The sequence below is a fragment of the Prosthecobacter sp. genome, from assembly GCF_044232965.1.
GTDB lineage: Bacteria > Verrucomicrobiota > Verrucomicrobiia > Verrucomicrobiales > Verrucomicrobiaceae > Prosthecobacter.
The window spans coordinates 1-24,082 of record NZ_JBIIKX010000083.1; the positions used below are offsets into that span (position 1 = coordinate 1).

Consider the following 24,082-nt stretch of genomic DNA (forward strand, 5'->3'; position numbering starts at 1 on the left):
TCTATGAGCAGACCGCCCAGCACATGCGCAAGATCGTCACCTGCGAGCAGGAGCGGGTCAAAGCCGAGTGCGCCGAGCAATGCGGGCGCGGCATGGTGAATTTTAGAAAAGCGTTCAAGCGTGACCGCGATGGCCGGTTCATCGGCGTGGTGGAGTTCCGCGTCTTTGCCGGCACGCTGAACATCGAGAAGATCATGCATCACCTAGCCAGCGTGCTTGGCCTGTGTCGCCGCGCCTGCGAGGTCCGCTGTCTCGGCGGGTTCGGCAAGAACAAGATCCAAGCCAAGCGCACCGCCACGGCGTCGGATGGCCTGCGCTTCCTGTGGGACTACCTCGGATGGACCGGCAGTGCGCGGCCCGTCGCCCTTGGGCTCTTCGGCAAGCTGCACTCGGAGTTCCGCCACTACCGCAAGAGCGCGCAGCGGCTCTGCCAGCAGTTCGATAGCCGCTACCCCGACGCGAACCTCTAACCCTTTGCCCGCTCTATACGCAGTCTGCGGATAGCCGAGCCAAACCCAAGAACAACGAACCCAAGAAACGAACCTGATATGTGTGTGATCCTGATTTGTCCTGAAACCGTGCGCCCGAAGCCCGAGGTGCTGTATGCCTGTCATGAAGCCAACCCGCACGGCGCGGGCGTGGCATGGCGGGAAGGTGGCCGCGTAAAATGGCAGAAGAACCTGAGCACCGGTGAACTCATCACCCTGCTCAAGAAATTGGAGGGCGAAGTGGTCATCCACTTCCGCTGGGCCAGCGTGGGCGGAGTTGATGCGCGATTGTGTCATCCCTTCCCTGTCACGCCGAAGGCCAGCGTGAGCCTCTCGGGCATGGCCGAGAGCGTGCTGTTCCACAACGGCACATGGAGCGGGTATGTGGATGCCCTGATGCGGCTTGAGCAGCATCGCAAGGAGACGCTGCCGACCTCGCCGATGAGTGACACCCGCGCAGCGGCACTGGTGGTCCACACCACCGGCCCTGATGCGCTCAATAAGCTGCCAGGGCGCTGGGTGTGGATGAACGCTCATGAAACCCGCCTCTTCGGTCCATGGGAAGCGTGGCGAGGCATGAAAGTGAGCAACACGTTCTTCCTGCCACGCCTGAAATCCGCACAAGCACGCCGCAAGGCTACGCAGCCTGCGGATCACCTTCCCCGCCACCAGTCCTGCCTTTTTGCCTGCTAACCCAAACCCAAAACGAAACGAAAATGAAACTCTTCAAACTGATCGCCAGCCGTGCTGGCCAAGTCCTGTTCGATGACCGTGTGGAGGCTGACTCCCCGCGTGAAGCCCGTGAGCAAATGAAAGCCCTGATGGGGCTCAACTCGCTGACCGGCGTGGTCTATGCCATCACGGAAATCCCCATTGATCTCATTCAGAGCATCGTGGATGCGCGGCTCGTCGAGGCCCTGCAACGCCTCAACGGCGGGCAAGCTCCGGCCACGGTGGAGCAGATGCTGCGACCCATCGCCAGCGAAGCAGTCAGAGAACAACTCGCCAGCTTGCGCGAAGCCCGTATCACGCCTGATGATCCGCCGCCACCGCCGCAGCGCTTTGATGCGTTCACGCCTGCGGTGGACCAGATCATTGGCACGCCCACGCCGAAGCCACGACGCAAGCTCACCAGTGTGACCACCAATGGCACGGTGGTGGATTGGAAAGCGGTGAAACGACTCTATCGCCGCACCGGTTCAATCAAGCAGGCAGCCGCGCAGTTTAAGCTGTCAGTGAACTCCGTGAAGGCACGCATCCGTCGGGAGGGCTGGACCCATGAGTGATCGTCTCACCATCACCAAGTATGGTTCGCGTTATTGGGCCGTGTGGATCGACGGCGAACTGCTGGCCGTCACGCTCTACAAGAAGGGCGCACGGGCCATCACGGCCGCGATTACGACGCTCTCCACGACTCATGGAAAGGAGGTCCATCATGGCATCCAAGCCGCGTGAACGTGTTCTCAAACAAGCTCCAGCTTCTCCGATGAACTGGCGACCACGCACAGCGGAGGACTTGATCGGCCAGGCCAAACGAGTGGCGCTGGCGCAGGTCAGCAAAGCCAAGCGGCTTGCCTGCGATCCCTCCGCCACGATGAAGCTCCTGCTCTACGGTCCGCCGGGAGTGGGCAAGACCAGCGTGGTGGAACTGGTCGCGCTTCAGTTGGCCGGCACGCCGCTGGCCATCGAGGACTACAACGGGCGCGAGGTGACCGTGGACCTCGTGCGCGATTGGATGCGGCAGCTTGCCTATGGCAGCCTGTTCAGTTCATGGTCGGTCAAGATCGTCAATGAGCTGGACCGCTGTTCCCGTGAAGCGCAGGACTTGTTGCTCACCTACCTGGACCGTCTGCCTCCGGGCCGCGCGTTCCTCGGCACGAGCAACCTGCAATTAGACCTGCTGACCGAGCGGTTCCAGACGCGGTTCCAAGCCATCAAGCTGCTGCCGCCCACTACGGAGGAACTGGCGGCGTTCCTGAGCACGCACTGGCCGGTGCCTGCATTCACGGCCTCACAAATCGCCGTGGGCAGCGGCGGCTGTGTGCGGGCCGCCCTCGCCGATCTCGAATCCTACCTCGACCACCAACCTTCATGAGCCTGTTCACCACCGCCCAAATCCCCATCCTTCACGACAGCCCCGGCCCATGGATCATGCATGTGCCCGTAGTGTCCACACGGCACATCCCACCGAGCGAAGCTGAGGCCTTGCTGCGGCTTCGACCGTTGGAGTGTCGTGCACCGGATGATCCGCCCCTGTTGGCCCACCTCCTCGATGGCGTGGGTCATCTGTTCCTCATCGAAGACCTCGATGCCGATGAAATGACGACGTTCCCGCATCTGCGAGCCGTGCTCTTGGCCATCAAGGCCCGTGGCTACGCCTATGCACGCCTCGACGCCGATGGCGAAACCTTTTCCGACCTGCCGCTCTTCGAGTGGTGACCAACATCCCCATACCAAACGACCATGCAAAACATCCAGACCATGATTGATCAACACGGCGGCTTTGAAGCTGTCCGAACCCGCTACCTCCGTCTCGAGAACCCGCCGTTCATGCGGCTGGTGATCGAGGTCATCGGTGGCCCCTATCCCAACGGCGCGTATGAACTCAGCATCGCGCATTACAGCGAACAGAACGGCGATGCCATGCGTGATCCAGAGATCACGTTCCTCGTGGTGCCTTCGGCAGAGGGCACGACATGGACGCCGCTCACCTATGAAAACAGTTACCTTGGAGCCTACCAAGTGGTGGCAGAGGCGAGCCGCGAAGGCTTGATCAAGGTGAAGCAGTCACAGTGGATAAAGGAGCTGCGCAGCTTCGCCAAACAGTGGGACATCAATATCAAGCAGCAGGCGTTTATGGCCGTGTTCCAGCGCCAATATGGTGCTGCAAACGGTGCGACAACGGAAGGCACGGTGACGAGGCAAGGAGACGGCCCGCAAGGGCAATGAACCTGAACCCACCTACCCATGAGCAAGAAAGACATGATCGAACAACTGCGCCGACGCCTTGCCAGCAATGACCGCTGGGCACTGCGTGCCCTGATACGCATCTACCAGAACCAGACCGCCGACGAGCAGAACAGCGAGTCCACCATTGAGCGCAATGGCATCGGGTTCACCGGACCTGATGCAGAAATCCTGACCAGCTTCGCCCGCCAGTATCAGCGGCGCGGGAGCCTCAGCCCCAAACAGATGATCATCCTACGCCGCCGCATCCCAGCCTATGCACGCCAGATCGTTCAAGGCAGCGACACCACACGAATCGAAGCCGCACTTTGCGGCACTGCAACTACGCAAGCTGCGGAGCCAAATGCCTGAACCCAAACTCCATATCACCACCATGCCCACACGAACCGAACCTGAAATCGAACTACCACCCGATGCAGCAACCGCCGATGACCACCGCAACCCGCGCCGCCGAAGAAGAGATGAAGAGGAACAGCCCCCTGATGTGGGGATGCTGGTGCAGCCGGAGCCCCGTCATGATCTCGACAAGATGATCCTTCATCCTGAGGTGAAGACAGACATCCTTGCCGGTCTGCGGGCGCTGGAGATCCGCGCCGACCTAGACCGCATCTGGAACTTGAGCAGCATCCAGCCGCAGCAGGGCCGATGCATCCTCAACTTCTACGGCCCACCCGGCACCGGCAAGACGCGCGCAGCGCTGGGCATCGCGCTGCGCCTTGGCAAGCCACTGTATCAGTTGGACTACAGCGCGGTCATATCGAAATACCTCGGCGACACCGCCAAGCACATCAAAGCCGCCTTTGCCGCCGCCCGTGAACACGACGCGGTGCTGTTCTTCGATGAAGCTGACAGCCTGCTCTCCAAGCGCGTATCAACCGGCGAATCCTGCTCAACATCCATCAACCAGAACCGCAACTGCCTGATGCAGGAACTCGACCGCTTTGACGGCGTGGTGATCGTGACCACCAACCTGTTTGAAAACTACGACCCCGCACTGCTCCGCCGCATCCAGCGCCACATCAAGTTCCGCGTTCCAGACGCCTCCATGCGCAGGGAGTTGTTCGCCCTTCATCTACCCAACCCAGATCGGGTGACGGCTGATTACGCAGTTCTCTCGGAGCAATCACGCGGCCTCAGTGGTGGGGATATTCTGAATGTATGCGTGAACGCGATTCATGCGGGGAGCACAGATGCGGACCCGGCGAAGTGGATGGTGACTCAGATGATGCTGGAGCATGAAATCGCCAAAGTGAAGAAATCGAAGGCGGAGCACTCAGGGGAGAAGGGGAAGAACCGGAGAATGATTGGGTTTTGTGAAAGGTGATGTGAGCTCGTTTGCAGTCTCTTTCACCACGACGACTCGCGGATGCGTTCGGCGTAGTCATGGGCGCCTTGGTTGCGGAAGGCATCGGGCATGAGTATTCACGCAAGAATCTGCTTCACCACATGCCCATGAACATCCGTGAGGCGGCGGTCAACGCCGTTCGTGCGCACGGTGAGCTTCTCGTGATCGATGCCGAGGAGATGGAGGATGGTGGCGTGGAGGTCGTAACCGGTGGTGATGTCTTGCGCGGCCTGGTAGCCAATGTCGTCGCTGATGCCATGGGTGATGCCGGGCTTGATGCCTGCGCCCCAGAGCCAACTCACGAAGGTGCCGCAGTTGTGGTCACGGCCGAGCGAGCCTTGGGAGAAGGGCGTGCGGCCGAACTCGGAGGTCCAGACGACGAGCGTGTCTTCGGCGAGACCGCGCTGGCGCAGATCCTGAAGCAGGGCGGCGATGGGCTGGTCGATGCTGCGGGCCATGGGCGGCAGTTGCGTGGGGATGTTGCCATGGTTGTCCCAGTTGTTCGTTCCGCCCTCTGGGCCGCTCCACACTTGGACAAAACGCACGCCGCGCTCGACGAGGCGCGTGGCGAGGAGGCAACGTTTGCCGAAGTCGGCGGTGGGTTTGTCGGTGCTGTCGAGGCCGTAGGCTTTGCGGGCGGACTCAGGCTCGCGCATCACGTCGAAGGCCTCGGGGGCGCTCATCTGCATCTTCGCGGCGAGTTCGTAGCCAGCCACGCGGGCGGCGAGGCGTGAATCGCCGGGATGTTGGGCGACATGGGCGCGGTTCATCTGGTTCAAAAGGGCGAGTCCATCGGCATCGGCACCGCGAGTGGCGTAGGCGAACTTGTCGGAAGCAAACAGGTCGGCGATGGGCTGCGGGCTGTCGGCCTTGATGAGGGTGCCCTGATGCACGGCGGGCAAAAAGCCAGCAGTGAAGCAGCCGCGGCCGTTGTAGGGCAGGCCGCGGGCATCCGGAAGCACGATGAAGCCGGGCAGGTTGTCGCTAAGACTGCCGAGCGCATACGAGATCCACGCGCCCATGCAGGGAAAGCCTGGCAGCAGGAAGCCGTTGTTCATGAGGTAGGCGTTCTGGCCGTGGACGTTCGAGCGACCGGTCATCGCCTGGAGAAAGGCCATCTCATCGACGAGCTTCGCCTGCTCGGGGAAGAGGCTGCTCACCCACTTGCCGCACTGACCGTGCTGCTTGAACTCGAAGGGGCTTTTCATCAACGCACCCTGCATGCCCGTCGCGCCTTCGATCTTGGTTTTGGAGCCGAGTTTCTGCCCATCGAGCTTTGTAAGCGCGGGTTTGTAGTCCCAGGTATCCATCGGGCTCACTCCTCCATTCATGAAAAGCTGGATGACGCGCTTCACTTTGGCCGGATGATGAATGCCGCCATTGAACTCCGGCCTCGGCACCGGGACGCTGGCGGAGGCATCGCGGCTCAGTAAGTGCGAAAGCGCGATTCCAGCGAATCCGCTGCTGATGCCGCCGAGAAAATCGCGGCGGGAGTGCAATGAGAAGGATGGGTTCATGGTGTGATGGGGTTGAAGATTCAGCGGAGGACTTCGCCCTTCGTAGCGTCCGCAGGCGCATCGAGCACCTGGATGTAAGTCACGACCTTGAAGCGCCCGTGATCGGCGAACTCCCACACGACCTTCTTCTCCGGCGTGACTTCAAATGCCTGAGGCTGCTTGCCCACAAAGCCCAAGATCAGCGAGTTGCAAACAAGGGTGTTGCCATTGGGCAGCCGCTGGCAGCCGAAGGGAATGCGCAGCGGGTTGCCCGGCAGTTCGTTCTCCGTGATCTCCCAGACGGTCTTCAGGTTCTCATCCAGCTCCACCACCCTGCCTGGCTTCCACATGGTGACGAGGAGGTGCCCGTCGGGAAGATTGATGGCCTCACAGGGAAGCCCGGGCAGCTGAATCTCTTTCAGCACCGCTCCCTCAGGGGAAAGCTCGAGGATTTTTCCTTCTTCCATCATGCACACCCAGTAATGGCCGTCGGCGGTCTTCCGAATGCCGCGGAACTGATGGCTGTTCACCTTGGCGGGGTTGGAAGGCACTTTGATTTCCTTGATCACTTTCCCATCGCGCCCGACCTCGATGAGTCGGCTCATGAGCGATTCCGCGATCAGCATGCGGCCATCAGGCAACGGCTGGCAAAAGTGACACAGCGCCGGGGCCTTCGGTTGGTATTGCCAGACTATTTTCTTGTCCGGCGTCACCTCCTTCGGTCCCTCGATGTCGCAGAACAAAATGTTCCCATTCGGCAGCATCATGCAATTGCCCGGCCCTTTGGCGGGGAACTCCCACTCCACGCTGCCATCGGCGTCCACGATGGCGATTTTGCCGCCAACACGACTCACGCTGTTGTAGTCGGCGCACAGGATACGGTGGGAAACGGGGGCGTCAGCGGCAAGGAGTGTGACCAGCGGGTTGAAGAGGACGGTGAAGATGATGGCGGTAAAATTGTGTTTCATGAGGTTTGGCTTCTTGAGATTGGATTTCGCGGGGTGGTTTTTGAGGAAAGCTTCAATTCACAAAGAGGAACTCGTTGCTGTTGAGCAGCACGCGGCGCCGGGACGCTGGCAGAGGCATCGCGAGCGAGCATTTGCGAAAGCGCGACGCCCGCGAATCCGCTGCTGATGCCGGCGAGAAAGTCGCGTCGGGTATGAAGTGGAGGTGTGTTCATGGGGTTCAACGGTGGAGGCATTCAGCGCAGCACCTCGACGTTGGTCACAACACCGCGCAAGTAGGGCTTCAATAGAACGCCTTGGAGTTGTTTCGCGGCTTCGGAGTCGGCTCTGAGGTGGGAGTTGAAGAACAGGAGCGTGGCGGCGCGGACGATGGGCTGGACGTCTTCTCGTGTGGGCGAAGACATCGCACGACGTGATGATCCAGTGGAGTCGGTGAAGTCGAGGTGGCGGGCATTCGTCAGCCAGATGAAACGATTCGCGCCTTCCGGCCATAGTTTGAAGGCATCGAGACGGTTGCTGGCGGGCAGGCCGCCTTGCTGGCGATCCTCCGTACCGGAGATGCCGAGCAGCGGCACCTTCAACGAGGCGAAGCTTTCGCGAATGAAGAACGGCTCGTCCGCGCCTTGTGGCGAGAGCGCGACACCGCATTTCACATGGCGATCGCGCAGATCCGGTCCGAGACCTTTGCCCGGCTTGACTCGCGGCGTGAGCCAGTCGAGCGCGGGTCTCATGCCGCATACGACCATTGTGGTGAAGGCGCCGAACGAGTGACCCATCACACCAGCTTGCTGAAGGTCGAGTCGGCCGCGCAGCTTCGGATGCGAGCCATTCCACTCGGCGGCACAGTCGAGTGCTAAACTTACGTCCTTCGGGCGACCAAGCACTTCATTGGAATCACGAATCATCTCATTGAGATTCTTCATGAACCGCATGCCCTGCCTCATTCGCTCCAGATTGCTGCCGATGTGCTCCAGGCAAAGGACCGCATAACCATGGGAGGCGAGGTGCTGGGCCTGCGCAAAGTGCGTGTCCCAGTCACCTCCGGCACCGTGCGAGATCACCACGATGGGACAAAGCTCCCGACCATCGGGCAGATGAACCTTGATGGGAACTTTGCGATTCTCCCGGTGTGCATCCGTCAGCTCCGGGAACTCCATGATCGTGACCTTGAAAGGTCCGCTGCTGGAAAGATCCGCTGCCGAAAGCGCCCGGACTAGGAACTGAGAGCAGATGAGGAAGAGAAGGGCTTTCATGGCGTTGTGCTGAGTCGGAAAAAGCGGCGCGGAGGAAGCGTGCCGAGTGGCAGTGTCAGCGGACTGGTGGCCGCTGGCTGTGGAGTCCAGAGCGTGAGACCGTCCGATTGCTCCAGCGTGCCAGGTGAGAAGATGATGCTGAGGGTGCTGCTGCCGGTCTCGATGGTGATCGGAGCTGTGTCGTGCAGGAGCAGGTAGTCCCACACGGGCTTGAAGACCGGGGTGACGCCATCGGTTTGCATGGGAAGAGCGGCATCGACGATGGGGCAGCCGTGATAGCTGTCCGGCTGGGCGGGTGCTGGCTCCAGATTCGTGGAGAGAAAATGCCGACCGCTGTAGCTGGCAGAGGTGGATGTCTCCACCTGCACATGGGTGCCGTAGCGCGACACATCGAGCGCGGTGGCGCTGATCTGCATCTCGGCGAATTCGAGGAACTGATCGCGCTCGTGGGCGAAGAAATACCAGCGGTCCACAGGCGTCTGCGGCGCGGTGGACATCCAGTTGTAGGGGCGGTTACCTGCCACCCACCAGTCCATGTCAGTGAACATGACGCAGCGATCCGTGACGCGGGTCTTCGCCAGCATCGCCGCCATCCCCGCGCCCTGCGAGTGGCCACAGACGATGAGCTTGCTCCACAGCACGGCATTGCCGCTGAAATACTGGCCCCAGCCACGTGTTGGATAGGTGGTGTGCAGGTATTGCAGCGCCTTGAGCAGTCGGCCCTGGATGCAATTGGTGCTGTCCACACTGAGAAAGGTCACGCGGTCCGTGCCGTCGATGACTTCCTGCCGTGCATTGCCCGCCGCATCGCCATCCAGCGGCGCGTTTTGGGCGCAGAGAGAGTTGATCGCGCTGCCGTTCGGATACATCAGCCCCAGCGTGTGAAAGCCGAGGCTGGCGGCGTTCTGCGGAAACTCCCGGTAATGAAACGGAATTGCCCCCGTTCCCGGTAGAAAGAGCACTAACCGCCCGCGACTCGTCACCGCCGGATCCACCACGGCATAGTGGTTGTTGTTGAACTGCGTGATCGCCGGATCCGTCGCACTCGGCGCGAAGAACACACGCTGCTGCACGGCTGACGCGGTGCTGGCGCAAACGCCTATCAACAGCAGGGCGGTGAGGAGTGTGAGCTTGATGGTGTTCATCGCTTGCTTCCCTCCAGCGTGGACATGACTCGCTTGCTGATTTCCTGGGTGAGCAACTGGTAGGCGGGTCCTTGCCAGTGGAAGTTGTCGCCGGCCGCGAGTTCGAGGTGTGAGGCCAGGAGGGCATAGGCGTCGATGACCTCGATGCCTTCCTCTTTCATCACTTGGCTCGACAGCGTGTTGAGCCGGATGACCACATCGTTCTTGTCACCGAGGCTGGTGACCGGTTTGTCTGGAGCAGATTTGGCGGCGGTGTGAGGCGTGGTCAGGAGGTAGTAAATCTTCGCCTGGGGTGCGCCTTTTTTGAAGCAGCGCGTCAGCTTTTGCATGCGCTCCAGAACGACGGTGTCGGACACTTTGTCGGGCGTCCAACTCAGGGAGTGGAGTCCGTTGTTGAAGACGACCACGTCGAACTTGTAGCGCGCGGCCATCTCGGTGAGCGCGGCCTCGGGCACGTCACCGCCGACGAAATGCACGCAGTGAAACACATAGACTTTCTGCTTCAACATCTCCGGGATGAAGGTGCCGCTGTAGCCCATGGAGATGGAGTCCCCGTAGATGAGCACCTTCGGCCAATCGGGGTTGTCGAGCTTGGGAACGTCAAGGGCCCAGCCTTTGCCCGCGACTGCGCCGCGTGGGAACTCGGGCTTGGACTCGCGCTTCGAGACATAGCTGAAGGAAGGGCCGAACACTTTCACGCCGCGAATCGTCACGGGCATGGTCTTCGCCTTCGGGTTCGTGTTGCGGCCAATCCACATCGGTTCGCGATTGGGGATGAGTTCCATGAAGCAGGTCTTGCACGGTATGTCGTCGAGGTAGAACGTCGCGAGTCCTTTGCGGACTGCGATGGTGAGGGTGTAGGGCGTGTCGAGCTTTGGCTCCAGACGACCGTTCAGCGAGCCGCCGGTCATCAGGATGTTGTTCACCGCGGAGTTGACCTGTCGTGCGTAATACGGGTTGTCGCGGTAGTTGAAGTGGAAGGAAAAGCCGTCGTCCTTCTCGCTCTGTTTTCGCATCGCGGTGAAGACCGCATCCTGCACCAGTGCATCGAGTGAAAGGGTGACCTGCACGGTGAAGTTCGCCTGGTCTGGAAATGCCTCCGGTGGCACGGCGAACGCCGCGCCGTCCCGCAGCTTGACTGCGCCGTCCACCTTCTCGACGGCTCCCGACCGTAGCGCGTGCGGAATCTCATTTCGCGCCAAATCCCACAGCGGCGAATCATCGGCAACGGCGGAGGTGCTCATCAATGACGCGACGCAAGCTGTTAGTGCCAAACGAAAAACGGGAGGGAGGTTAAGGATGTATTTCATGAGTAATGGGATTCAGTTCACAAACAGAAACTCGTTGCTGTTGATGAGCACGCGGCAGAGGGCGGCGAGGCCGTTCTTCTGCGCATACGCTGTGAAGTTGCGGAGCTCATCCGCCGTCGGTTCGCGCAGCAGGATGCGGCGCGCCACATCGGCGGGCGTGGTGATTTGTTTGGCCAGTTCGCCGCTGAAGTGCAGGACGAAATTGTTGTTGTAGAGCGCGAGGGATTGCAGCGAGGACGCGGAGAAGCTGCGGCTCGGAGCGAGCAGTCCGAGGTCGGGGAAGTCGAGCGTGTCCATGAATGGGTCGGGCACGCCGCGCCAGACGAAGCGGTAGATGCTGCGGCGATGTTTCGGCAGCGCAGACCAGTCGTAGGCGGCGTAGTCGAGCGTGGGCGTGAGCTGCACGGGCGGGCCGGTGATGAATTGCCGCTCGCTGGGACCGCCGACAGTGAGGTCGAGTCTGTCCGCAGCGGCGAGGACGAAGTCGCGGTAGCTGTCGGCGTCGAGGCGCAGGCGATTCATGCGCCAGAGCAGACGGTTGTCGCCGTCGAGTTTCGCCGCATCGTCGCGGTGCTCGCTGCTCTGGCGATACGCGGCGCTGGTGACGATGAGGCGATGCAGGTGCTTCAAGGAGCCGCCGCTGTCGCGCAGTTCGCATGCGAGCCAGTCGAGCAGCTCGGGATGCGATGGTGTGCCGCCCATGCGGCCAAAGTCGTTTGGCGTGTCACAAAGACCTCGACCGAAGTGATAGTGCCAGATGCGGTTCGCGATGCTGCGCCAGGTGAGCGGGTTCTTTTCATCCGCGAGCCAGTCAGCCAGCGCGGCACGGCGCGCGGATTCATCCGAGGTGTGCGCCTTTTCAAAACGGGCGGGCAGCGCCTTAATCGCGCTCAAGGCACCGCTCACGGCTTCCTTCATCGGCTTGTCAAACTCGCCGCGCTTCAGCACTTGCACGGTCTTCGGTTTGCCGATGGTGGTCGGCGTGCCTTTGCTCACGGCGAGCAGCACGTCGGCCTTCTTCGCGGCGGCATAGACCTGCGCCGGCGCTGGCAGCTTTTTCATTTCCTCGTCGGCACGAATGCGCAGCGCGTGGGCGGCGAGCGCGAGGCGCTGCGACTCGCTGCGTTTCTCGGCAGGCAGCGTGAGCGCCTCTTGCGCCAGCATTGGCATGGCGGCGGCACGCACGGCGGGTTCATCGGTCACGGACAGCTTGAAGGAGCCGATGAGATGCGATTTCCCCGAGAGCTGTTTCAACGTGAGCGTGAGTTTTGCACCGGGCTTGATGGCGATGGTATCCGCCAGCTCGAACACCGCATGGTGCGATACGCCCACCGCCGGATGAATGCCCCAGCCAGTCGCCGCGTTGCCATCAATCGCCATCCCCGAGGTCCAGCCCTGCTGATCGAAGTCCGCCGTGGCACGGGTGAACTTCAACTTCACCGACTGCGCGGTGCCGGAATCGAAGAGCTGAGCCTCGATCTCGCTGAGCGTCAGATTGCCATTGTCCTGACGCCCCGGCCCTTTCATCGGCAGGGAAGGGTCCGCCAGCACGTCGAGGCGCAGCGCGGTGACTTTCGCGAGCGGCACGCTGCTGGTGAGGATGTAGGTCTCTTTGTCGGGCTTGGAGCCAGAAGCCAGGATGGTTTCGCCAGTGCGCTTGAGGGTCGATCCCTCGGCGCTGACAAAGCTCTCATAACCCAGCGGACTCCACTTCACCGGCGCACCCTGCGTTTTTTCCCAGGTGATGACCAGCGCTGTGTTTTCCGGACTGAGCAGGGCGGCCTTATCCTTCGCCTCGGCGACGGTGAGGAGCGTTTGCCAGCGCTTCCGCGATTGCGCGACCGCCTTGTCCTCATTGAAAGGAATGTTTCCCTCGATGAGTCCCGCAAAGACGGCCTGTAGGGCATAGTAGTCATCCTGCGAGATGGGATCGAACTTGTGTGCGTGGCAGCGGGCGCAGTTCGCCGTGGTGCTGGCAAAGGCACCCATCGTCTGCGTCACCAGGTCATCGCGGTCGAGATAGTCGAAGTTCGTCCGCGCTGTTTGATAGGCGGGTTGGTCAAAGACGCCCGCACCGAGGAAACCGAGCGCCGCGATGAGCTTCGGCTCCTCGGGAAACAACACATCAGCCGCGAGTTGCTCGCGCACGAAGCGCGGCCACGGCTTGTCCTCGTTCAGCGCGGTGATGACATAGTCGCGGTAGCGCCATGCTTGATCGCGAGGCAGGTCGTGGCCGCAGCCATGCGTCTCCGCGAAGTGGATCGTGTCCAGCCAGTGCCGCGCCCAGCGCTCGCCATAGCGCGGCGACTCCAACAAGCGACCCACCAGCTTCTCATAAGCCCTGGGATCCGCATCCTGCACAAATGCCTCCACTTCCGCCTGCGATGGCGGCAGCCCATGCAGATCAAACATCACACGCCGGATCAACGTGCGCCGATCCGCCTCCGGCGAAGGCATGATCTTCCGCTCGGCGAGACGCGCACGGATAAAACGATCCACCGGATGATCCATGCCCGCGATTTCCGGCATCTTTGGCATCACCAGCGGCTTCAGCGACCACCAGTCCAGTTCCGTGGGCCGTTTCTTCAACAGCACACGCGGATCAGGCGCACCGCGCTTCACCCACTCCTCCAGCAGCGCAATCTCCGCCGATGGCAGTTTCTCCTTCGGCGGCATCTGATGCTCGTCATCGCTCCAACGCACCATCTTGATGAGCAAACTGTCTTCCGGCTTTCCCGCGACCAAGGTCGGTCCCGAGTCGCCGCCCTGCTCCCATCCGCTCTTCGAATCGAGCGTCAGCCCGCCCTTCATCTTCTTCTCATGCGAATGGCACTCGTAGCAGCGCTGCTTGAGCAGTGGCTCGATTTTCGAGGTGAAGAACTCATCCGCAAAAACGCTCGAAACACCCGCGAAGCATCCAATGAGCAACAAGAACCGCTTCATGCCCGCAGCCTCCTTTCGATCTCACGCGCGGCCTTCATCACCTCGACCGCCACTTTGGGAAAATGTGCCTTTGGCATGCGCCCGGCCACCGCGGATGCCCAAATCACTGCAAGCAGGTGATTCGGCCGGTCAAATACCGGCGCGGCCACGCAATGAATGCCTTCGTCCGCTTCGCCCCAGTCCGTGCCGTAGCCCAGCTTCACCACGCGCTCGCATTCCTGTCGCAGCGCCTCCTTCGTCGTGATCGTGCGCGCGGTGAAACGCGCCAGCTTGAGCCGCTGGATCGTCCGCTCGCAGGCCTTCGGATGCTGAAAGGCCAGCAGCACCTTGCCTGGAGCGTTGTTGTGCAACGGAAAGCGCAGCCCGATCTCCACGCAGATCCGCACCGCCTGCGTGCTCTCCACCTGCTCGATGATCACGCCCTCATCCCCGATGGGAATGCCGAGCAGCACCGTCTCGCCCACCGCATCCCGCAGCGCCCGCATCGGCTCCAGCGCACACTCCACCAGGCTCACGCGACCCACACGCGGATGCCCCAGCCGCAGCAGCTTTCCGGTGAGCCGGATGATCATCGTCGCTTCATCCCGCTCCACATAGCCGCGCACCATCAAGGTCTGCACCAAACGTGAGGTCGAGTTCTTCGGACTGCCGATAACGCGGCTGATCTCCGACAAACTCATGCCCTCCGGCCTCGCATCCAGCGCCTCCAGGACCGCGAGCCCTCGGTCCAGTGCCGGAGCCTCGATGTTCGCACTCGCAGCATTCTTGGAACGCTTCTGTGCCGTATTTGGAACGTGTTCTATGGGTATCACGGAGCGAATACCTGTCACACCAGAATTTCTTGCGGAAAAAAATCACTTATTTTCCCGCGCCAGCACATGCACACCGGGGATCGTGTCGCCACCCTCAATACGGCTGATCGTGTCGCGCGAGACACCGCACTTCATCCACAGCGCACACATGCTCAGGCCACAGCCTTCACGAAGTTCCTGCAAGCGTCTCGGTAGCCGCTCGCGGATGCGCTCGGCATAGTCGTGGGCGTCGTGGTTGTCCGGCGCGGAGGGCATGGGCGGTTTGCCATTGGACTTGGAAGAGAGGTCATTCCTGCCGCTGAAGACCCATGCTGAGGTCGTAGCCACCATCACTGGCAACGGGTTCTGCTTTCAAATCCAGTGAGAGCAGGGTTCCATCGGAATTGCCGATGGAAATGCTTGCTGGCTGTCCAAGCAGGCTTGTCACAGTGGGGATGGAGAGCATGTCGGCACCACGAGTGCTCTGGAGTTTGCTTTGCAGCTCACCGAGCCGCTGTGGGTCGATGGCGCTGTAGTTTTCGAAATCGAAGATGTCGGGAAACATATCGTGGGCGTCCGCATCCGCTACGGCAGCATCGGACATTTGCAGCAGTTTGGCCGCCATCTTCACGTGACCTTCAGGCGTCGTCTCCGGCGTCACGATGGCCATGCCGTTCATGCCAGGGGCGATCTCCCAATAACCAAGCACGGCGGATTCCCCCGGTTTGAGCCGCACTTTGCCTTTAGAGGTGATGGTCAGTGGCTTGCGGGCGGCTGGGGGCTTCTCGGGCTTGGGCGCGGACGAGGACGAATCCTTTGGTTTTGGAGCTGAATCGGCTGTTTTGACGACTGGCGATGCTTTTGGCTGAAAGGCAGTCCAAGTGAACCATAGGGAGACGAGGCAGAGCAGCAGGCAGATGAGGATGGTGGATTTCTTGATGGAGGTCATGGTGATGAGGGTGGTAGTGAAGAGAGTGGAGGATGAAACGGTGGCCGTGGCAGGTAGGCCCACGCCGCTGAGAGACAGTTTTCCCAAGGAAGCCTGCACAGCGACGGGCATGGCCTGGGCTGGCTGAGCGGCGAACAAGGCCACGAGACCCGCGCCCGCGATCACGCCGCGCGAGCGCAAGGCCTCCCGCATGGCCGAGATGCCGCGCTCGATGGCACGGGAGACCGTGGCTTGATTCTTGCCGAGATATCGCGCGACCTCCGCCTGAGTGCGTCCTTCGAGAAAGTAGAGCACCAGCACCTCGCGCAGATCCTGCGGCAGCTCGTTGAGCGCCTCATCGACATGCGGCTCAATGTCCGGCCACCTCGCCTCGCGATCCGTGTGCCACGTCTCCGCCATCGCCTCCTCGACACGCTTTCGGGCGGTTTCGCGACGCACGACATCGCAAGCGCGATTCCACGACACGCGATGCAGCCACGCGGCGACGGATTGCGTGATGCCGCCTGCCTTTCGCGCCAGCTCCAGAAAGGTCTCCTGCGCCACATCCTGTGCTGCCGCCGCATCGCAAGTCACCCGCAGCGCCGTGGCATGCACCATGGCTCCATGCGCCTGCACCAGCTCACTAAACGCGTGGGCATCGCCGGTCGTGGCATAGCGCTGGAGGTGCTGAAGATCGGATGGCATTGCGTTTCATGAAGGTCGCACGAGAAGCGGTATTTATGCGTGCGATTGTCAAAAAATCTGCATGCCGCAGGTTGCTCTGAGAATCACCGGTTCTCGTCGCCATGCTTGTTGGTGCCGTAAAATTTCCCATGTTCAGACAAATGAAGCTGCCTTTGATCCTTGCTGTTGGCCCTGATGGGGAGATAGACAGGCAGACGGCGGTTCATACTCGAATGAGCCGAATCCACGCTCATAGTCAAAGCCCCATTGGTTGTTCGTGCATCAGGAGGGGCAATGTGTGTGAATGCGATTCATGCCGACAGTGTGGATGATGATCCGCCGCAGCGTCGCGGTCTCTCGCAGGGTGGTGTGATCATGGTTTCTTGGCGTAGCATTAATTGCGAGTGGAGCCAGGCCTCGTCAGCTTGCTTCTTTTGACGTCGCTATGAACCATTCGACCGTGGCGGACAGCACGTGTGCTCCGGAATCATCGTGCAGTTCGACATTCACGGAAATCAGGCCGCGACCTTTGCCTGCCAATCCGGCGCGGAGTTCGTCCAATGCATGATCGGCGACACTGGCGGCCGAGGTGATGACGCCATTTGCCGGTTTGCGGAACTTTGCCTCCAATCGCCGCACGACAGGCACAATCCCATCCGTTCCGCCGAGCGAACGCAGCAGAAACTCCCCGCTGCTCGCCTCCGCCAATGCCAGCAGCGCGCTCGCGTGGACGGTGCCGAGATGGTTGAGGTACTGCCCGCCTGCCGGAAGTTGAAGCAGCTTCGTCGCATCATCCGCGGGTTGAATATCTAGCAACCGGTTGAACGGAAGATCAGTGACGGTGTTCATGAGGTTATTCGTGAGTTGATTTAGCGCTCGGACTCCATTTTTAGCGGACAGCTTGCCATGTAGGTTATTCGCGGAAAGTCAGACGCAGCGTCGACTCATCGCGCAGCGTGGCGTTGAGCCAGAGAACGCGGCCGTCCCAGGCGTAGTCGGTGGCGGCCAGTTGACGGCCGTTCAGTTCCACGCGTGAGAGCGTCTTGGGGGCGTTTTGAAGCTCGAAGACGGGATGAACACAGGGTGTGTTCGAGGCGATTGTGAGCGAGACGACGGGCTTTTCGACCTTGAGCAGCGAGGCGCGGCGTTCGGTGTTGTAAGATGGGCTTTGCAAGCGTGCGCCTTCGGCCTGGATCTGCGGTGGGGTGGCGAAACTGCGGGACCATTCGAGGAGGCGTGCGTCGTCGGTATCGCTGAGGCCGATGAGCCATGCCCATTTTTCGACCTGCATCTTGCGGGTGACGCCGAGGGCGTCGGGCATGTCGGCGGTGCGGCTTTCGAGAGGCTGCGGACGACGGTGGCCCCAGGACATCATGGCGTTGTGCGCGGGTGTCATCGAGGCGAGGTCGTCGATGTTGATGCCGGTGGGCTTGCGTCGGGCGAGCGGCAGATGATTGCCCCAATAGAACGGCGTGACCATTTGACCCTGGCTGTAGAAGGGGCGGTAAGCGGTGGAGGGCAGGCGCTTCCAACCGGGATTGAAGTAGATCGCGGCGAGGGGCTCGCGGGTGCCAAAGCGGATGCGGAAGAGTGGCGGGAGTTCGCCGGAGAGCAGCTTCTCGTAATCGCGCTCCTGGTCGAGGATGGGGAACTTCAGCTCGCGCTTCGAGCCATCGCGGAAGAGCACGTCCATGAGGTTTTCCGGCAGGACGCGGAGCGGATAACCGGCGGGCGGCGTGAGGATGAGCAGTTCCTCGATCTCGTATTCGGCCTTGGGCTCGCTTTGCAGCGTGACGGTGCGCGAGCCGAAGCCGTCGGGGTAAAAATAAAAATCCTCGGTCGCGGTTTCGCCCCAGACTTTGTAGTTCAGGTCGCAGGGTTGCGCGGTCCAGCGGACGTGGACGCGGGCGGCGGTGGATTCGAGGATCTCGACGCGGCTGCGGCGCAGTTCCTTGTCGGAGGCGGCGTCGATGCAGTCGAGGCCATCCGGTCGGCGGGGCGCTTCGGCGAACTCGAAGTTCAGCGCGGTGTTGTGCTTCCCGGCCCAGAAGGGTGTGTAGGCCGCGCCGCGCCAGAAGACGAAGCGCGAACCGTTCGGCAACGCGACGACGACATCCTTCCGCTCCGGTGCCCAGGCTTTGTCATAAGGCATCTCGGTCACTTCATCCGGGCCGGAATAAGAGAGCAGCGGGTAGTCGTAGCGCAGCTTCGTCTCGATGGCTCCGAAGGCGGGCAGCTTCGGCGTATCAAGCATCAGCATCGTCGTGATGGTTTTGTGCCAGAGTTCACGGCCCTGTGCATCACGGATCGTCACATGCAGCGTGTCGCGATGCTTCGTGAAAGCCGGAGGCGGCAAAGCGATCTTCAATTCGGTGCGGATGCCTTTTGGCAACTCCACTGCGGCTTTGGTTGGCCGATTCGGCGAAGATTCGAACCACGCGAGCACCTCCGCACCGGAAACGGCCTCCTTGCTGGAGAACGCGGCGAGGGTCACGCGAGCCTGCTTCTTCGGACCAAGCACCAACCAGTCAGCAGGCGGCAAAATCGCACCGAGATCGACGGGATTCATCACTGGATCAGCTGCGGCTTCCGCGTCCGCCTCGAAAGCCGGGCGCTCGACCTTCCAGCAGGCTCGCTCGATGGCCTTGCCGTCCTTGTCTTTGGCGAGCAGCACCAGTTCCTCCGGCGCGGGCGAGGTGGCGAAGGTCACGTGTGCGGTGAAGGGGGCGTTTCCGACCACATCGAGCTCTTTCCTCTCCACCTCCCTGCCCTCGCGATACGCCGCGAGCCAGTGCTCCGGGGCTGGTCGAGTGTCGCTGGCGAACTGCACGATCACTGGCGTGAGGCCGACACGCTCCACGCCGAAGGGCGGACGCCAGGGATGCCCCGGATCGAACTGAAAGCTCGTCGCGGAGGCCACTGCCTCGCCTTGCCCAGCCACGCTACCGGGATGCTCGAAGAGATGGCGGATGTCCTCTGCCTTCAGCGCCTCGTCGTAGATTTGCAGTTCATCCAGCAGCCCGCGCAAATGCGAGCGCACATAGCGCCACGTGTCGCCATCGGCGCGGCAGCCGATCCGCAGCACGCCGTCCGGCGCATCGGGCTTCAGCGTGAAATCACGGCCCCGGAAAGTGCCTTTGTCAGCGGGAGTCTTGCCCTGGCCGTCCACGTAGAGCGTGAAATGCGGAGCCTCCTTCGCGCGATACGTCACCGCGAGGTGATGCCATCCTCCGTCGTTTGGCACGAGGCCGTTCGAGGCGCGGTAGTTCGTGATCCACTCGCCCTGGCCCTCGCCATGCACTTGCAGGCCCTCGATGCCGAAGACGCCGAAGAACTTGTCGGGCGCGGCGGTCAGATCGGCGCGGCCTTTGAAGAGCACCGGCATCTCCGCGTAGTAGTTCCCCACATTGACCCAGGTCGCGAGGGTGAAGTCGCGGCTGAAATCAATCGCCAAAGGATTCGCCAGCTCGATGCCTGCGTTGACCTTTTCGACCACCACCGCGTTGCCGACGCGTCCGGGAGCAAAAGAAGGCGTGAGCTTCGGATCGACCGGGCGGCCATGGTGTTGACCGGTGACATCCTTCAGGTCGTCATCGAAGCGGAAATGGGCAACGAGGTCCGCATGGGCCGGTGAAAATGAGCCGAGTAGCAGGGCGGCGAGGAGGGTAACTGTGGGTTTCATGTTCATGGTGCCCCTCCTTTGCTGACGAGCTTGCGATTGGTCTTCACGCGGGTGGCGGCTTCGTCGTGCGCGGCGAGCACGTCTTCTTTGCGGAAGGTGGTCATGAGGATCTCCTGCTCCTTGGATCGAGAGAAATCCCAGATGAGATGGATCGTGCCGTCGGGGATTTGCTGGACGTCGCGCAGGGATGGGTGTGAGGGTGTCTGACCTCGGCTGGCGGGTGAATGGGCTTTTAAGGCCTCGGTCTTGCATATTGTGCTCATTACTCTTCTGGAAAAGAAATTGTGCCGAAGCGCTCAGTGCCGCGCTCCAGTTCCATCTTGGATGTCCATGCCGGCGGGGAGGGTGACCAGGTCGCCCGTTTCGTTTCCGGCCGATAACGGAAAAAGTTGGCTTTGATGCTCATCCCGGGAATAAGCTTGATGCCAAGGCTTTCCCACGGAATCGCCACCATCCCGGACCAGCCGGCATCGGTCACTTTCGTGGCAACCACTTGCCCGGGCCGCCAGTCGCCCGGATTAGGAAAGTCCGGATGCTTTGCAAAAAAAGTTGCCGAACCTCCGCCCGCATTGACCATGACTGACGCGAACGCGTTGGAGTTTGCGTCGGGCTGGAGATGGATTTCAAAGGTATTGTTTGCGGGGCGGGGGCGGGTCAAGTTGCCATTCTTCCATGTCCACCCTGTCTCCTTCTCGCCGGATGCCGCCTTTTTCGGATCATTCTCTTCGCACAGAAAAGCCACATAGAGGAACTTGGGGTCGTGGGCGACTTTCACCCGGGTCGCCGGACTCGCAACAGAACCATCCGGACCATACAACCCGAACTCCGCCGAAGGCCAGTCCGTCGGAAAACCGCCTTCGATCTTAGGGGCGGGGAAAATTGCGGAGGATTGCAGTAGTGGCGGCGGGGCGTCACCCGCAACTATCGCAACCAACTGAACAGGCTTCCAGATACCGTGCTGCCCCTGCGATGCATGGGTGCGAACCACGAGATGGTTCACGCCTGAAGGATCCAATGATCCTTCAGGAATGTTCACAACGAATGGGCGATCATAGAGCTGAGTAACGTCAAGCCCGGTCGATTTGGTGCTGTGCTCCCCGATAGACTCTCCATTCCAGTAGATCCACGCCTGCTTATCCACTCCGTTGAAGCGCAATTGCAACCTGCGGCCCCGGGTCTTATCGGCAATGGTGAGCTTGGTTTCATACCACCCGGTGCCAAGGTATTCGCCCACGGGCGTTTTGGATAGCCATGATGGGACCGGCACCTCGGTGGCTTTCGGGAGGCCCGATGTATCTGCCTTGAACCATTTTTCTTTTGCTCCGCGGTCCTCTGGATCTGGCCTGAAGAACCATGGGCCGAATGCATTTTCTACTTCGACCGGCGCAGCCAGCAATCGCCCGCGGTTCACTTCCATCTCATCGGCGATCATGGCAATGCGTTGGTATTCCTGAGAGCCTTCAGGGACCATAGTCTTGGCCTGTTCAAGCAATCGGAAAAGTTCCGCCAGATCCTTGATGGGGAACACGCGCTCGATCGACTCCGCAGCCTGGGTGCGCTGATCGAGATCGCTGGTGTTGCGCATCCAGCACGCCTCGGCAAGTGTCCAGAACTTTTTCATTGGTTCACGGCCTGCTCCGTAGAAAAGGGAGTAATATTCCTCCAGCAGATCAGCAACCTTCTGGTCCGGGTCGAAGAGCATCTGCGCCATGAGATGCTGCATGAGATGTCCCAGACCGGGCTTAGCGTAAACGATGTTCCAATTCTGGGAATACTCACCTGCGATTTTCCCACGTGTCATTTCGAAGTCTTCTTGCAGGCTCTGAGAGTAGAGGATCGGATAACCGTCCATGTCCGGACGGGCTCCCCACGGGCGCGCGAACCAAAGTGAATACTCCCAAATGTCCAGCTTTGGGATGATTTTGCTCCACAGGCCGAGTTCTTTTGCGATTCGAGCCTTATATTCGGGATCGAAATATCTCGCCCGCGTTTTGGTGTAGATCGCCGTAATGTTTGGAGGGAATTTGATGTCCTTCGGGGGTTCATACCCGGTATTGTAGCCGATCATCATTCCCACGAAGCGGTCCGGATGGGTTTTGTAAACCTCGCTTGCCACTGCTGCAGTAAACCTCAGAAGGTTTTCCGCGGAAGCACGTCGGAATTCCTCCATCAGTTCCGGTGGGAGTTGGTAGCGTAAGGTCCCGTCAACGAACTTCGGTTTCGCCTCTTTGCGGAGGCGCTCGCGGAGCTCCGCAGGCAGTGCCGCCAGAGAACCCTCGCTCATGCACGGTTGCCACCCATCATTCGGTGCCACGGTGAATTCCACCAAACCCGGGTTTTCGTCGAAGCGCGTGCGGATCAGCTTCACGAATTCCGAGAGGGTGTCTGGCTCGGACAGGTTGAGATTGCCCATGCCGTAACTGGTAGTGTCAAAGTCGCGCTCGCCATTGGGGAGCACGGCGAAGATTTGCGGCTTGGTCTTCCGGTAGTTCATTTTCTTCGCATATTCCCTCCCGAAGGCGTTTTGGTTTTCTCCTCCTGTGAGGAAATGAAACGTGTGGTTGAAAGTGGTGCGGGAGTCGCGGCCGAGTCCCTGCCGCAGATACCACTGCCCCAGTTTGCTTGATGGCGACCAGTCTTCGGGATTCGGAGGTCTGCGGTCGGCCCGGATGATCTGCGCCACACGGCGCCGCAGAGCCGGTTGGGACGTCAGGTTGATCTCCGGTGCCTCGAGTGAAGCCAGTGTCGGGATCACCGTGCCAAGGTCTCCCGGCATATACCACCGCACACCGACGTGCTCCCGGAGAAAGTGATAGACCGCCCAGAGCGTGCCATTGAGCTTCACGTTTTTATCCCCGGTCAAAGCAACAAATGGCTCCCTGTCGTCGTCGTTGCCGAGCAGCGCCAACCAACCGTCCCCGGTCTTGAGCCGGAACCCCTCCAAACCCAGCCCCTCTGTTGTGACTCCGAGCGCGGTTGCCTTGGCCGATGGCCCCACCAGGATAACGGATGCCGGACCGTCTTCCACATAGGTCGAGGTGATCTCCAATTTAGCACCCGTTGCTTTGCGGATATGCTCCTGCAGTTCCTTCGCTGCATACCTTGCGGTCGGAGTGGCATCCGCCGGCAGGTAGATGATCGCTTTGGCCTCTCCATTTTTTACGATAGGCACCCCTGCCAACGCCACACGCTGAACAAGCAATGTAATAACAAATAAGAACAATATGTGGGATAAAGGCGTTTTTGGTCCAGCGAGGCTCATTTTTTGGGGGGGCTAAGTGTTATGATTAAACTGCTACAACAGTCAACGGGTGCGTCAGGTCGCCGTCGAAGCGCAGGTGGGCGACGAGGTCCGCGTGAGCTGGGGCTGCGAGCAGCAGGGCGGTGAGGAGGGTGAGGGTGGGTTTCATAAAGTTCGTCGGCTGCTCCGATACCGTTCACGCCTTCAAGCCATATCCGAAGGGATAGCGCGCGGAGATGCGGACAGGGAGTTGGCCTTGCGGCTTCAACTCGCCGAAGAGCACCTCCACTGCGGCGGTGATGGAGTCGGTGGCGTCGCTGAAGGTGCAGAGGGAGAGGGCGGGTTTCGGCAGGTCGGCCATGACGTAGGGATTGCCGAAGTTCAGCAGGGCGATGCTGCGCCCGGCGGCGGCGGTGCGCTCGATGAGTTCGCGATACGGCTTGGGCACTGCGATGGCCTCCTCGGCGTAGGGACGCACGCGGGTGAAGATGCCGAAGACGACGGTATCGGCCTTCTGCACGGCGGCGAAGGCGCGCTCGATTTCGTCGGGCTTCATCGTGGTGGAAAGGATGATCGTCTGCGCGCCTGGCACGTGCTGGCGAAGTTTCTCGTTGAGGTGGTGATTCGTCGGCGAATGCTGGACGGCGTTGTCTTCATCAATGGTCGCAGTGCTGCCGTTGCTGATGACGAGGAGCCCCGGCTTCGCGTCGGCGCGCAGGGGGCCGTTGGTGTTTTCCAAAAGCGTGACGCTCTCCCGCGCGATGCGGCGGGCGACTCCGGCGCTGGCTTTCGTGGCGAAGACCTCGGGGATTTTCGCCGAATCCACGAGTCGCTGCCTGAAGAG

General features: G+C 60.9%; 25 protein-coding genes. 9 read left to right on the forward strand and 16 right to left on the reverse strand.

Annotation, left to right across the window (positions count from 1 at the left end; translation table 11 throughout):
- The 9 genes from ACILSI_RS23230 to ACILSI_RS23270 form a co-directional block, all read left to right on the forward strand.
- A partial coding sequence (locus tag ACILSI_RS23230; RefSeq protein WP_395724306.1) for a hypothetical protein occupies positions 1-470 on the forward strand: 470 nt, incomplete at its 5' end.
- Between the two features lie 84 nt (positions 471-554).
- On the forward strand, positions 555-1,181 hold the full coding sequence (locus ACILSI_RS23235) for a hypothetical protein (protein ID WP_395724307.1): 627 nt from the start codon (positions 555-557) through the stop codon (positions 1,179-1,181).
- A gap of 23 nt (positions 1,182-1,204) precedes the next feature.
- On the forward strand, positions 1,205-1,774 hold the full coding sequence (locus ACILSI_RS23240) for a hypothetical protein (RefSeq protein WP_395724308.1): 570 nt from the start codon (positions 1,205-1,207) through the stop codon (positions 1,772-1,774).
- Complete coding sequence (locus tag ACILSI_RS23245; RefSeq protein WP_395724309.1) at positions 1,767-1,943, forward strand: hypothetical protein; 177 nt, start codon at positions 1,767-1,769, stop codon at positions 1,941-1,943. The genes ACILSI_RS23240 and ACILSI_RS23245 overlap by 8 nt, the downstream gene beginning before the upstream one ends.
- Before the next feature lie 31 nt (positions 1,944-1,974).
- Positions 1,975-2,583, forward strand: coding sequence for an AAA family ATPase (locus ACILSI_RS23250; RefSeq protein ID WP_395724310.1), 609 nt, complete (start codon positions 1,975-1,977; stop codon positions 2,581-2,583).
- Positions 2,580-2,927, forward strand: a complete 348-nt coding sequence (locus ACILSI_RS23255; RefSeq protein ID WP_395724311.1) for a hypothetical protein — start codon at positions 2,580-2,582, stop codon at positions 2,925-2,927. The genes ACILSI_RS23250 and ACILSI_RS23255 overlap by 4 nt, the downstream gene beginning before the upstream one ends.
- Positions 2,928-2,951: 24 nt before the next feature.
- Positions 2,952-3,437, forward strand: a complete 486-nt coding sequence (locus ACILSI_RS23260; RefSeq protein ID WP_395724312.1) for a DUF6908 domain-containing protein — start codon at positions 2,952-2,954, stop codon at positions 3,435-3,437.
- Positions 3,438-3,455: 18 nt separating this feature from the next.
- Positions 3,456-3,806, forward strand: a complete 351-nt coding sequence (locus ACILSI_RS23265; RefSeq protein ID WP_395724313.1) for a hypothetical protein — start codon at positions 3,456-3,458, stop codon at positions 3,804-3,806.
- Between the two features lie 22 nt (positions 3,807-3,828).
- On the forward strand, positions 3,829-4,779 hold the full coding sequence (locus ACILSI_RS23270; RefSeq protein WP_395724314.1) for an ATP-binding protein: 951 nt from the start codon (positions 3,829-3,831) through the stop codon (positions 4,777-4,779).
- Between the two features lie 98 nt (positions 4,780-4,877).
- On the opposite strand, the gene ACILSI_RS23275 is transcribed toward ACILSI_RS23270, so the two are convergent.
- The 16 genes from ACILSI_RS23275 to ACILSI_RS23350 form a co-directional block, all read right to left on the reverse strand.
- A complete protein-coding gene (locus tag ACILSI_RS23275; RefSeq protein WP_395724315.1) occupies positions 4,878-6,317 on the reverse strand; it encodes a DUF1501 domain-containing protein in 1,440 nt (479 codons plus the stop codon).
- Between the two features lie 20 nt (positions 6,318-6,337).
- Positions 6,338-7,264, reverse strand: coding sequence for a hypothetical protein (locus tag ACILSI_RS23280; protein WP_395724316.1), 927 nt, complete (start codon positions 7,262-7,264; stop codon positions 6,338-6,340).
- Positions 7,265-7,497: 233 nt separating this feature from the next.
- Positions 7,498-8,514, reverse strand: a complete 1,017-nt coding sequence (locus ACILSI_RS23285; protein ID WP_395724317.1) for an alpha/beta hydrolase family protein — start codon at positions 8,512-8,514, stop codon at positions 7,498-7,500.
- On the reverse strand, positions 8,511-9,659 hold the full coding sequence (locus tag ACILSI_RS23290; RefSeq protein WP_395724318.1) for a BPSS1187 family protein: 1,149 nt from the start codon (positions 9,657-9,659) through the stop codon (positions 8,511-8,513). Before ACILSI_RS23290 ends, ACILSI_RS23285 begins: the two co-directional genes overlap by 4 nt.
- Positions 9,656-10,903, reverse strand: a complete 1,248-nt coding sequence (locus ACILSI_RS23295; protein ID WP_395724319.1) for an SGNH/GDSL hydrolase family protein — start codon at positions 10,901-10,903, stop codon at positions 9,656-9,658. The genes ACILSI_RS23290 and ACILSI_RS23295 overlap by 4 nt, the downstream gene beginning before the upstream one ends.
- Before the next feature lie 78 nt (positions 10,904-10,981).
- Positions 10,982-13,912, reverse strand: a complete 2,931-nt coding sequence (locus tag ACILSI_RS23300) for a DUF1553 domain-containing protein (protein ID WP_395724320.1) — start codon at positions 13,910-13,912, stop codon at positions 10,982-10,984.
- A complete protein-coding gene (locus ACILSI_RS23305; protein ID WP_395724321.1) occupies positions 13,909-14,742 on the reverse strand; it encodes an IclR family transcriptional regulator in 834 nt (277 codons plus the stop codon). Before ACILSI_RS23305 ends, ACILSI_RS23300 begins: the two co-directional genes overlap by 4 nt.
- Positions 14,743-14,766: 24 nt before the next feature.
- On the reverse strand, positions 14,767-14,979 hold the full coding sequence (locus tag ACILSI_RS23310) for a helix-turn-helix domain-containing protein (protein ID WP_395724322.1): 213 nt from the start codon (positions 14,977-14,979) through the stop codon (positions 14,767-14,769).
- Between the two features lie 31 nt (positions 14,980-15,010).
- Positions 15,011-16,336 (reverse strand): RNA polymerase sigma factor, encoded by a 1,326-nt coding sequence (locus ACILSI_RS23315; protein WP_395724323.1) that lies wholly within the window; start codon positions 16,334-16,336, stop codon positions 15,011-15,013.
- Between the two features lie 83 nt (positions 16,337-16,419).
- A complete protein-coding gene (locus ACILSI_RS23320) occupies positions 16,420-16,542 on the reverse strand; it encodes a hypothetical protein (RefSeq protein WP_395724324.1) in 123 nt (40 codons plus the stop codon).
- Between the two features lie 193 nt (positions 16,543-16,735).
- Complete coding sequence (locus ACILSI_RS23325; protein WP_395724325.1) at positions 16,736-17,164, reverse strand: DUF4442 domain-containing protein; 429 nt, start codon at positions 17,162-17,164, stop codon at positions 16,736-16,738.
- Positions 17,165-17,228: 64 nt separating this feature from the next.
- Positions 17,229-19,997, reverse strand: a complete 2,769-nt coding sequence (locus ACILSI_RS23330; protein ID WP_395724326.1) for a LamG domain-containing protein — start codon at positions 19,995-19,997, stop codon at positions 17,229-17,231.
- Positions 19,998-19,999: 2 nt separating this feature from the next.
- Complete coding sequence (locus ACILSI_RS23335) at positions 20,000-20,260, reverse strand: hypothetical protein (RefSeq protein ID WP_395724327.1); 261 nt, start codon at positions 20,258-20,260, stop codon at positions 20,000-20,002.
- Complete coding sequence (locus ACILSI_RS23340) at positions 20,260-23,259, reverse strand: DUF4838 domain-containing protein (protein WP_395724328.1); 3,000 nt, start codon at positions 23,257-23,259, stop codon at positions 20,260-20,262. The genes ACILSI_RS23335 and ACILSI_RS23340 overlap by 1 nt, the downstream gene beginning before the upstream one ends.
- Before the next feature lie 25 nt (positions 23,260-23,284).
- A complete protein-coding gene (locus ACILSI_RS23345; RefSeq protein WP_395724329.1) occupies positions 23,285-23,407 on the reverse strand; it encodes a hypothetical protein in 123 nt (40 codons plus the stop codon).
- Between the two features lie 27 nt (positions 23,408-23,434).
- Positions 23,435-24,082 (reverse strand): glycoside hydrolase family 3 C-terminal domain-containing protein (locus ACILSI_RS23350; protein ID WP_395724330.1); only part of this gene is annotated, 648 nt, incomplete at its 5' end.

Excerpts from the sequence above, each read along its gene's own strand:
- ACILSI_RS23240 (WP_395724308.1), top strand. The coding sequence starts at position 1,205 with ATGAAACTCTTCAAACTGATCGCCAGCCGTGCTGGCCAAGTCCTGTTC.
- ACILSI_RS23245 (WP_395724309.1), top strand. The coding sequence starts at position 1,767 with ATGAGTGATCGTCTCACCATCACCAAGTATGGTTCGCGTTATTGGGCC.
- ACILSI_RS23250 (WP_395724310.1), top strand. The coding sequence starts at position 1,975 with ATGAACTGGCGACCACGCACAGCGGAGGACTTGATCGGCCAGGCCAAA.
- ACILSI_RS23255 (WP_395724311.1), top strand. The coding sequence starts at position 2,580 with ATGAGCCTGTTCACCACCGCCCAAATCCCCATCCTTCACGACAGCCCC.
- ACILSI_RS23260 (WP_395724312.1), top strand. The coding sequence starts at position 2,952 with ATGCAAAACATCCAGACCATGATTGATCAACACGGCGGCTTTGAAGCT.
- ACILSI_RS23265 (WP_395724313.1), top strand. The coding sequence starts at position 3,456 with ATGAGCAAGAAAGACATGATCGAACAACTGCGCCGACGCCTTGCCAGC.
- ACILSI_RS23270 (WP_395724314.1), top strand. The coding sequence starts at position 3,829 with ATGCCCACACGAACCGAACCTGAAATCGAACTACCACCCGATGCAGCA.
- ACILSI_RS23275 (WP_395724315.1), bottom strand. The coding sequence starts at position 6,317 with ATGAACCCATCCTTCTCATTGCACTCCCGCCGCGATTTTCTCGGCGGC.
- ACILSI_RS23280 (WP_395724316.1), bottom strand. The coding sequence starts at position 7,264 with ATGAAACACAATTTTACCGCCATCATCTTCACCGTCCTCTTCAACCCG.
- ACILSI_RS23285 (WP_395724317.1), bottom strand. The coding sequence starts at position 8,514 with ATGAAAGCCCTTCTCTTCCTCATCTGCTCTCAGTTCCTAGTCCGGGCG.
- ACILSI_RS23290 (WP_395724318.1), bottom strand. The coding sequence starts at position 9,659 with ATGAACACCATCAAGCTCACACTCCTCACCGCCCTGCTGTTGATAGGC.
- ACILSI_RS23295 (WP_395724319.1), bottom strand. The coding sequence starts at position 10,903 with ATGAGCACCTCCGCCGTTGCCGATGATTCGCCGCTGTGGGATTTGGCG.
- ACILSI_RS23300 (WP_395724320.1), bottom strand. The coding sequence starts at position 13,912 with ATGAAGCGGTTCTTGTTGCTCATTGGATGCTTCGCGGGTGTTTCGAGC.
- ACILSI_RS23310 (WP_395724322.1), bottom strand. The coding sequence starts at position 14,979 with ATGCCCTCCGCGCCGGACAACCACGACGCCCACGACTATGCCGAGCGC.
- ACILSI_RS23315 (WP_395724323.1), bottom strand. The coding sequence starts at position 16,336 with ATGCCATCCGATCTTCAGCACCTCCAGCGCTATGCCACGACCGGCGAT.
- ACILSI_RS23320 (WP_395724324.1), bottom strand. The coding sequence starts at position 16,542 with ATGAACCGCCGTCTGCCTGTCTATCTCCCCATCAGGGCCAACAGCAAG.
- ACILSI_RS23325 (WP_395724325.1), bottom strand. The coding sequence starts at position 17,164 with ATGAACACCGTCACTGATCTTCCGTTCAACCGGTTGCTAGATATTCAA.
- ACILSI_RS23330 (WP_395724326.1), bottom strand. The coding sequence starts at position 19,997 with ATGAAACCCACAGTTACCCTCCTCGCCGCCCTGCTACTCGGCTCATTT.
- ACILSI_RS23335 (WP_395724327.1), bottom strand. The coding sequence starts at position 20,260 with ATGAGCACAATATGCAAGACCGAGGCCTTAAAAGCCCATTCACCCGCC.
- ACILSI_RS23340 (WP_395724328.1), bottom strand. The coding sequence starts at position 23,259 with ATGAGCCTCGCTGGACCAAAAACGCCTTTATCCCACATATTGTTCTTA.
- ACILSI_RS23345 (WP_395724329.1), bottom strand. The coding sequence starts at position 23,407 with ATGAAACCCACCCTCACCCTCCTCACCGCCCTGCTGCTCGCAGCCCCA.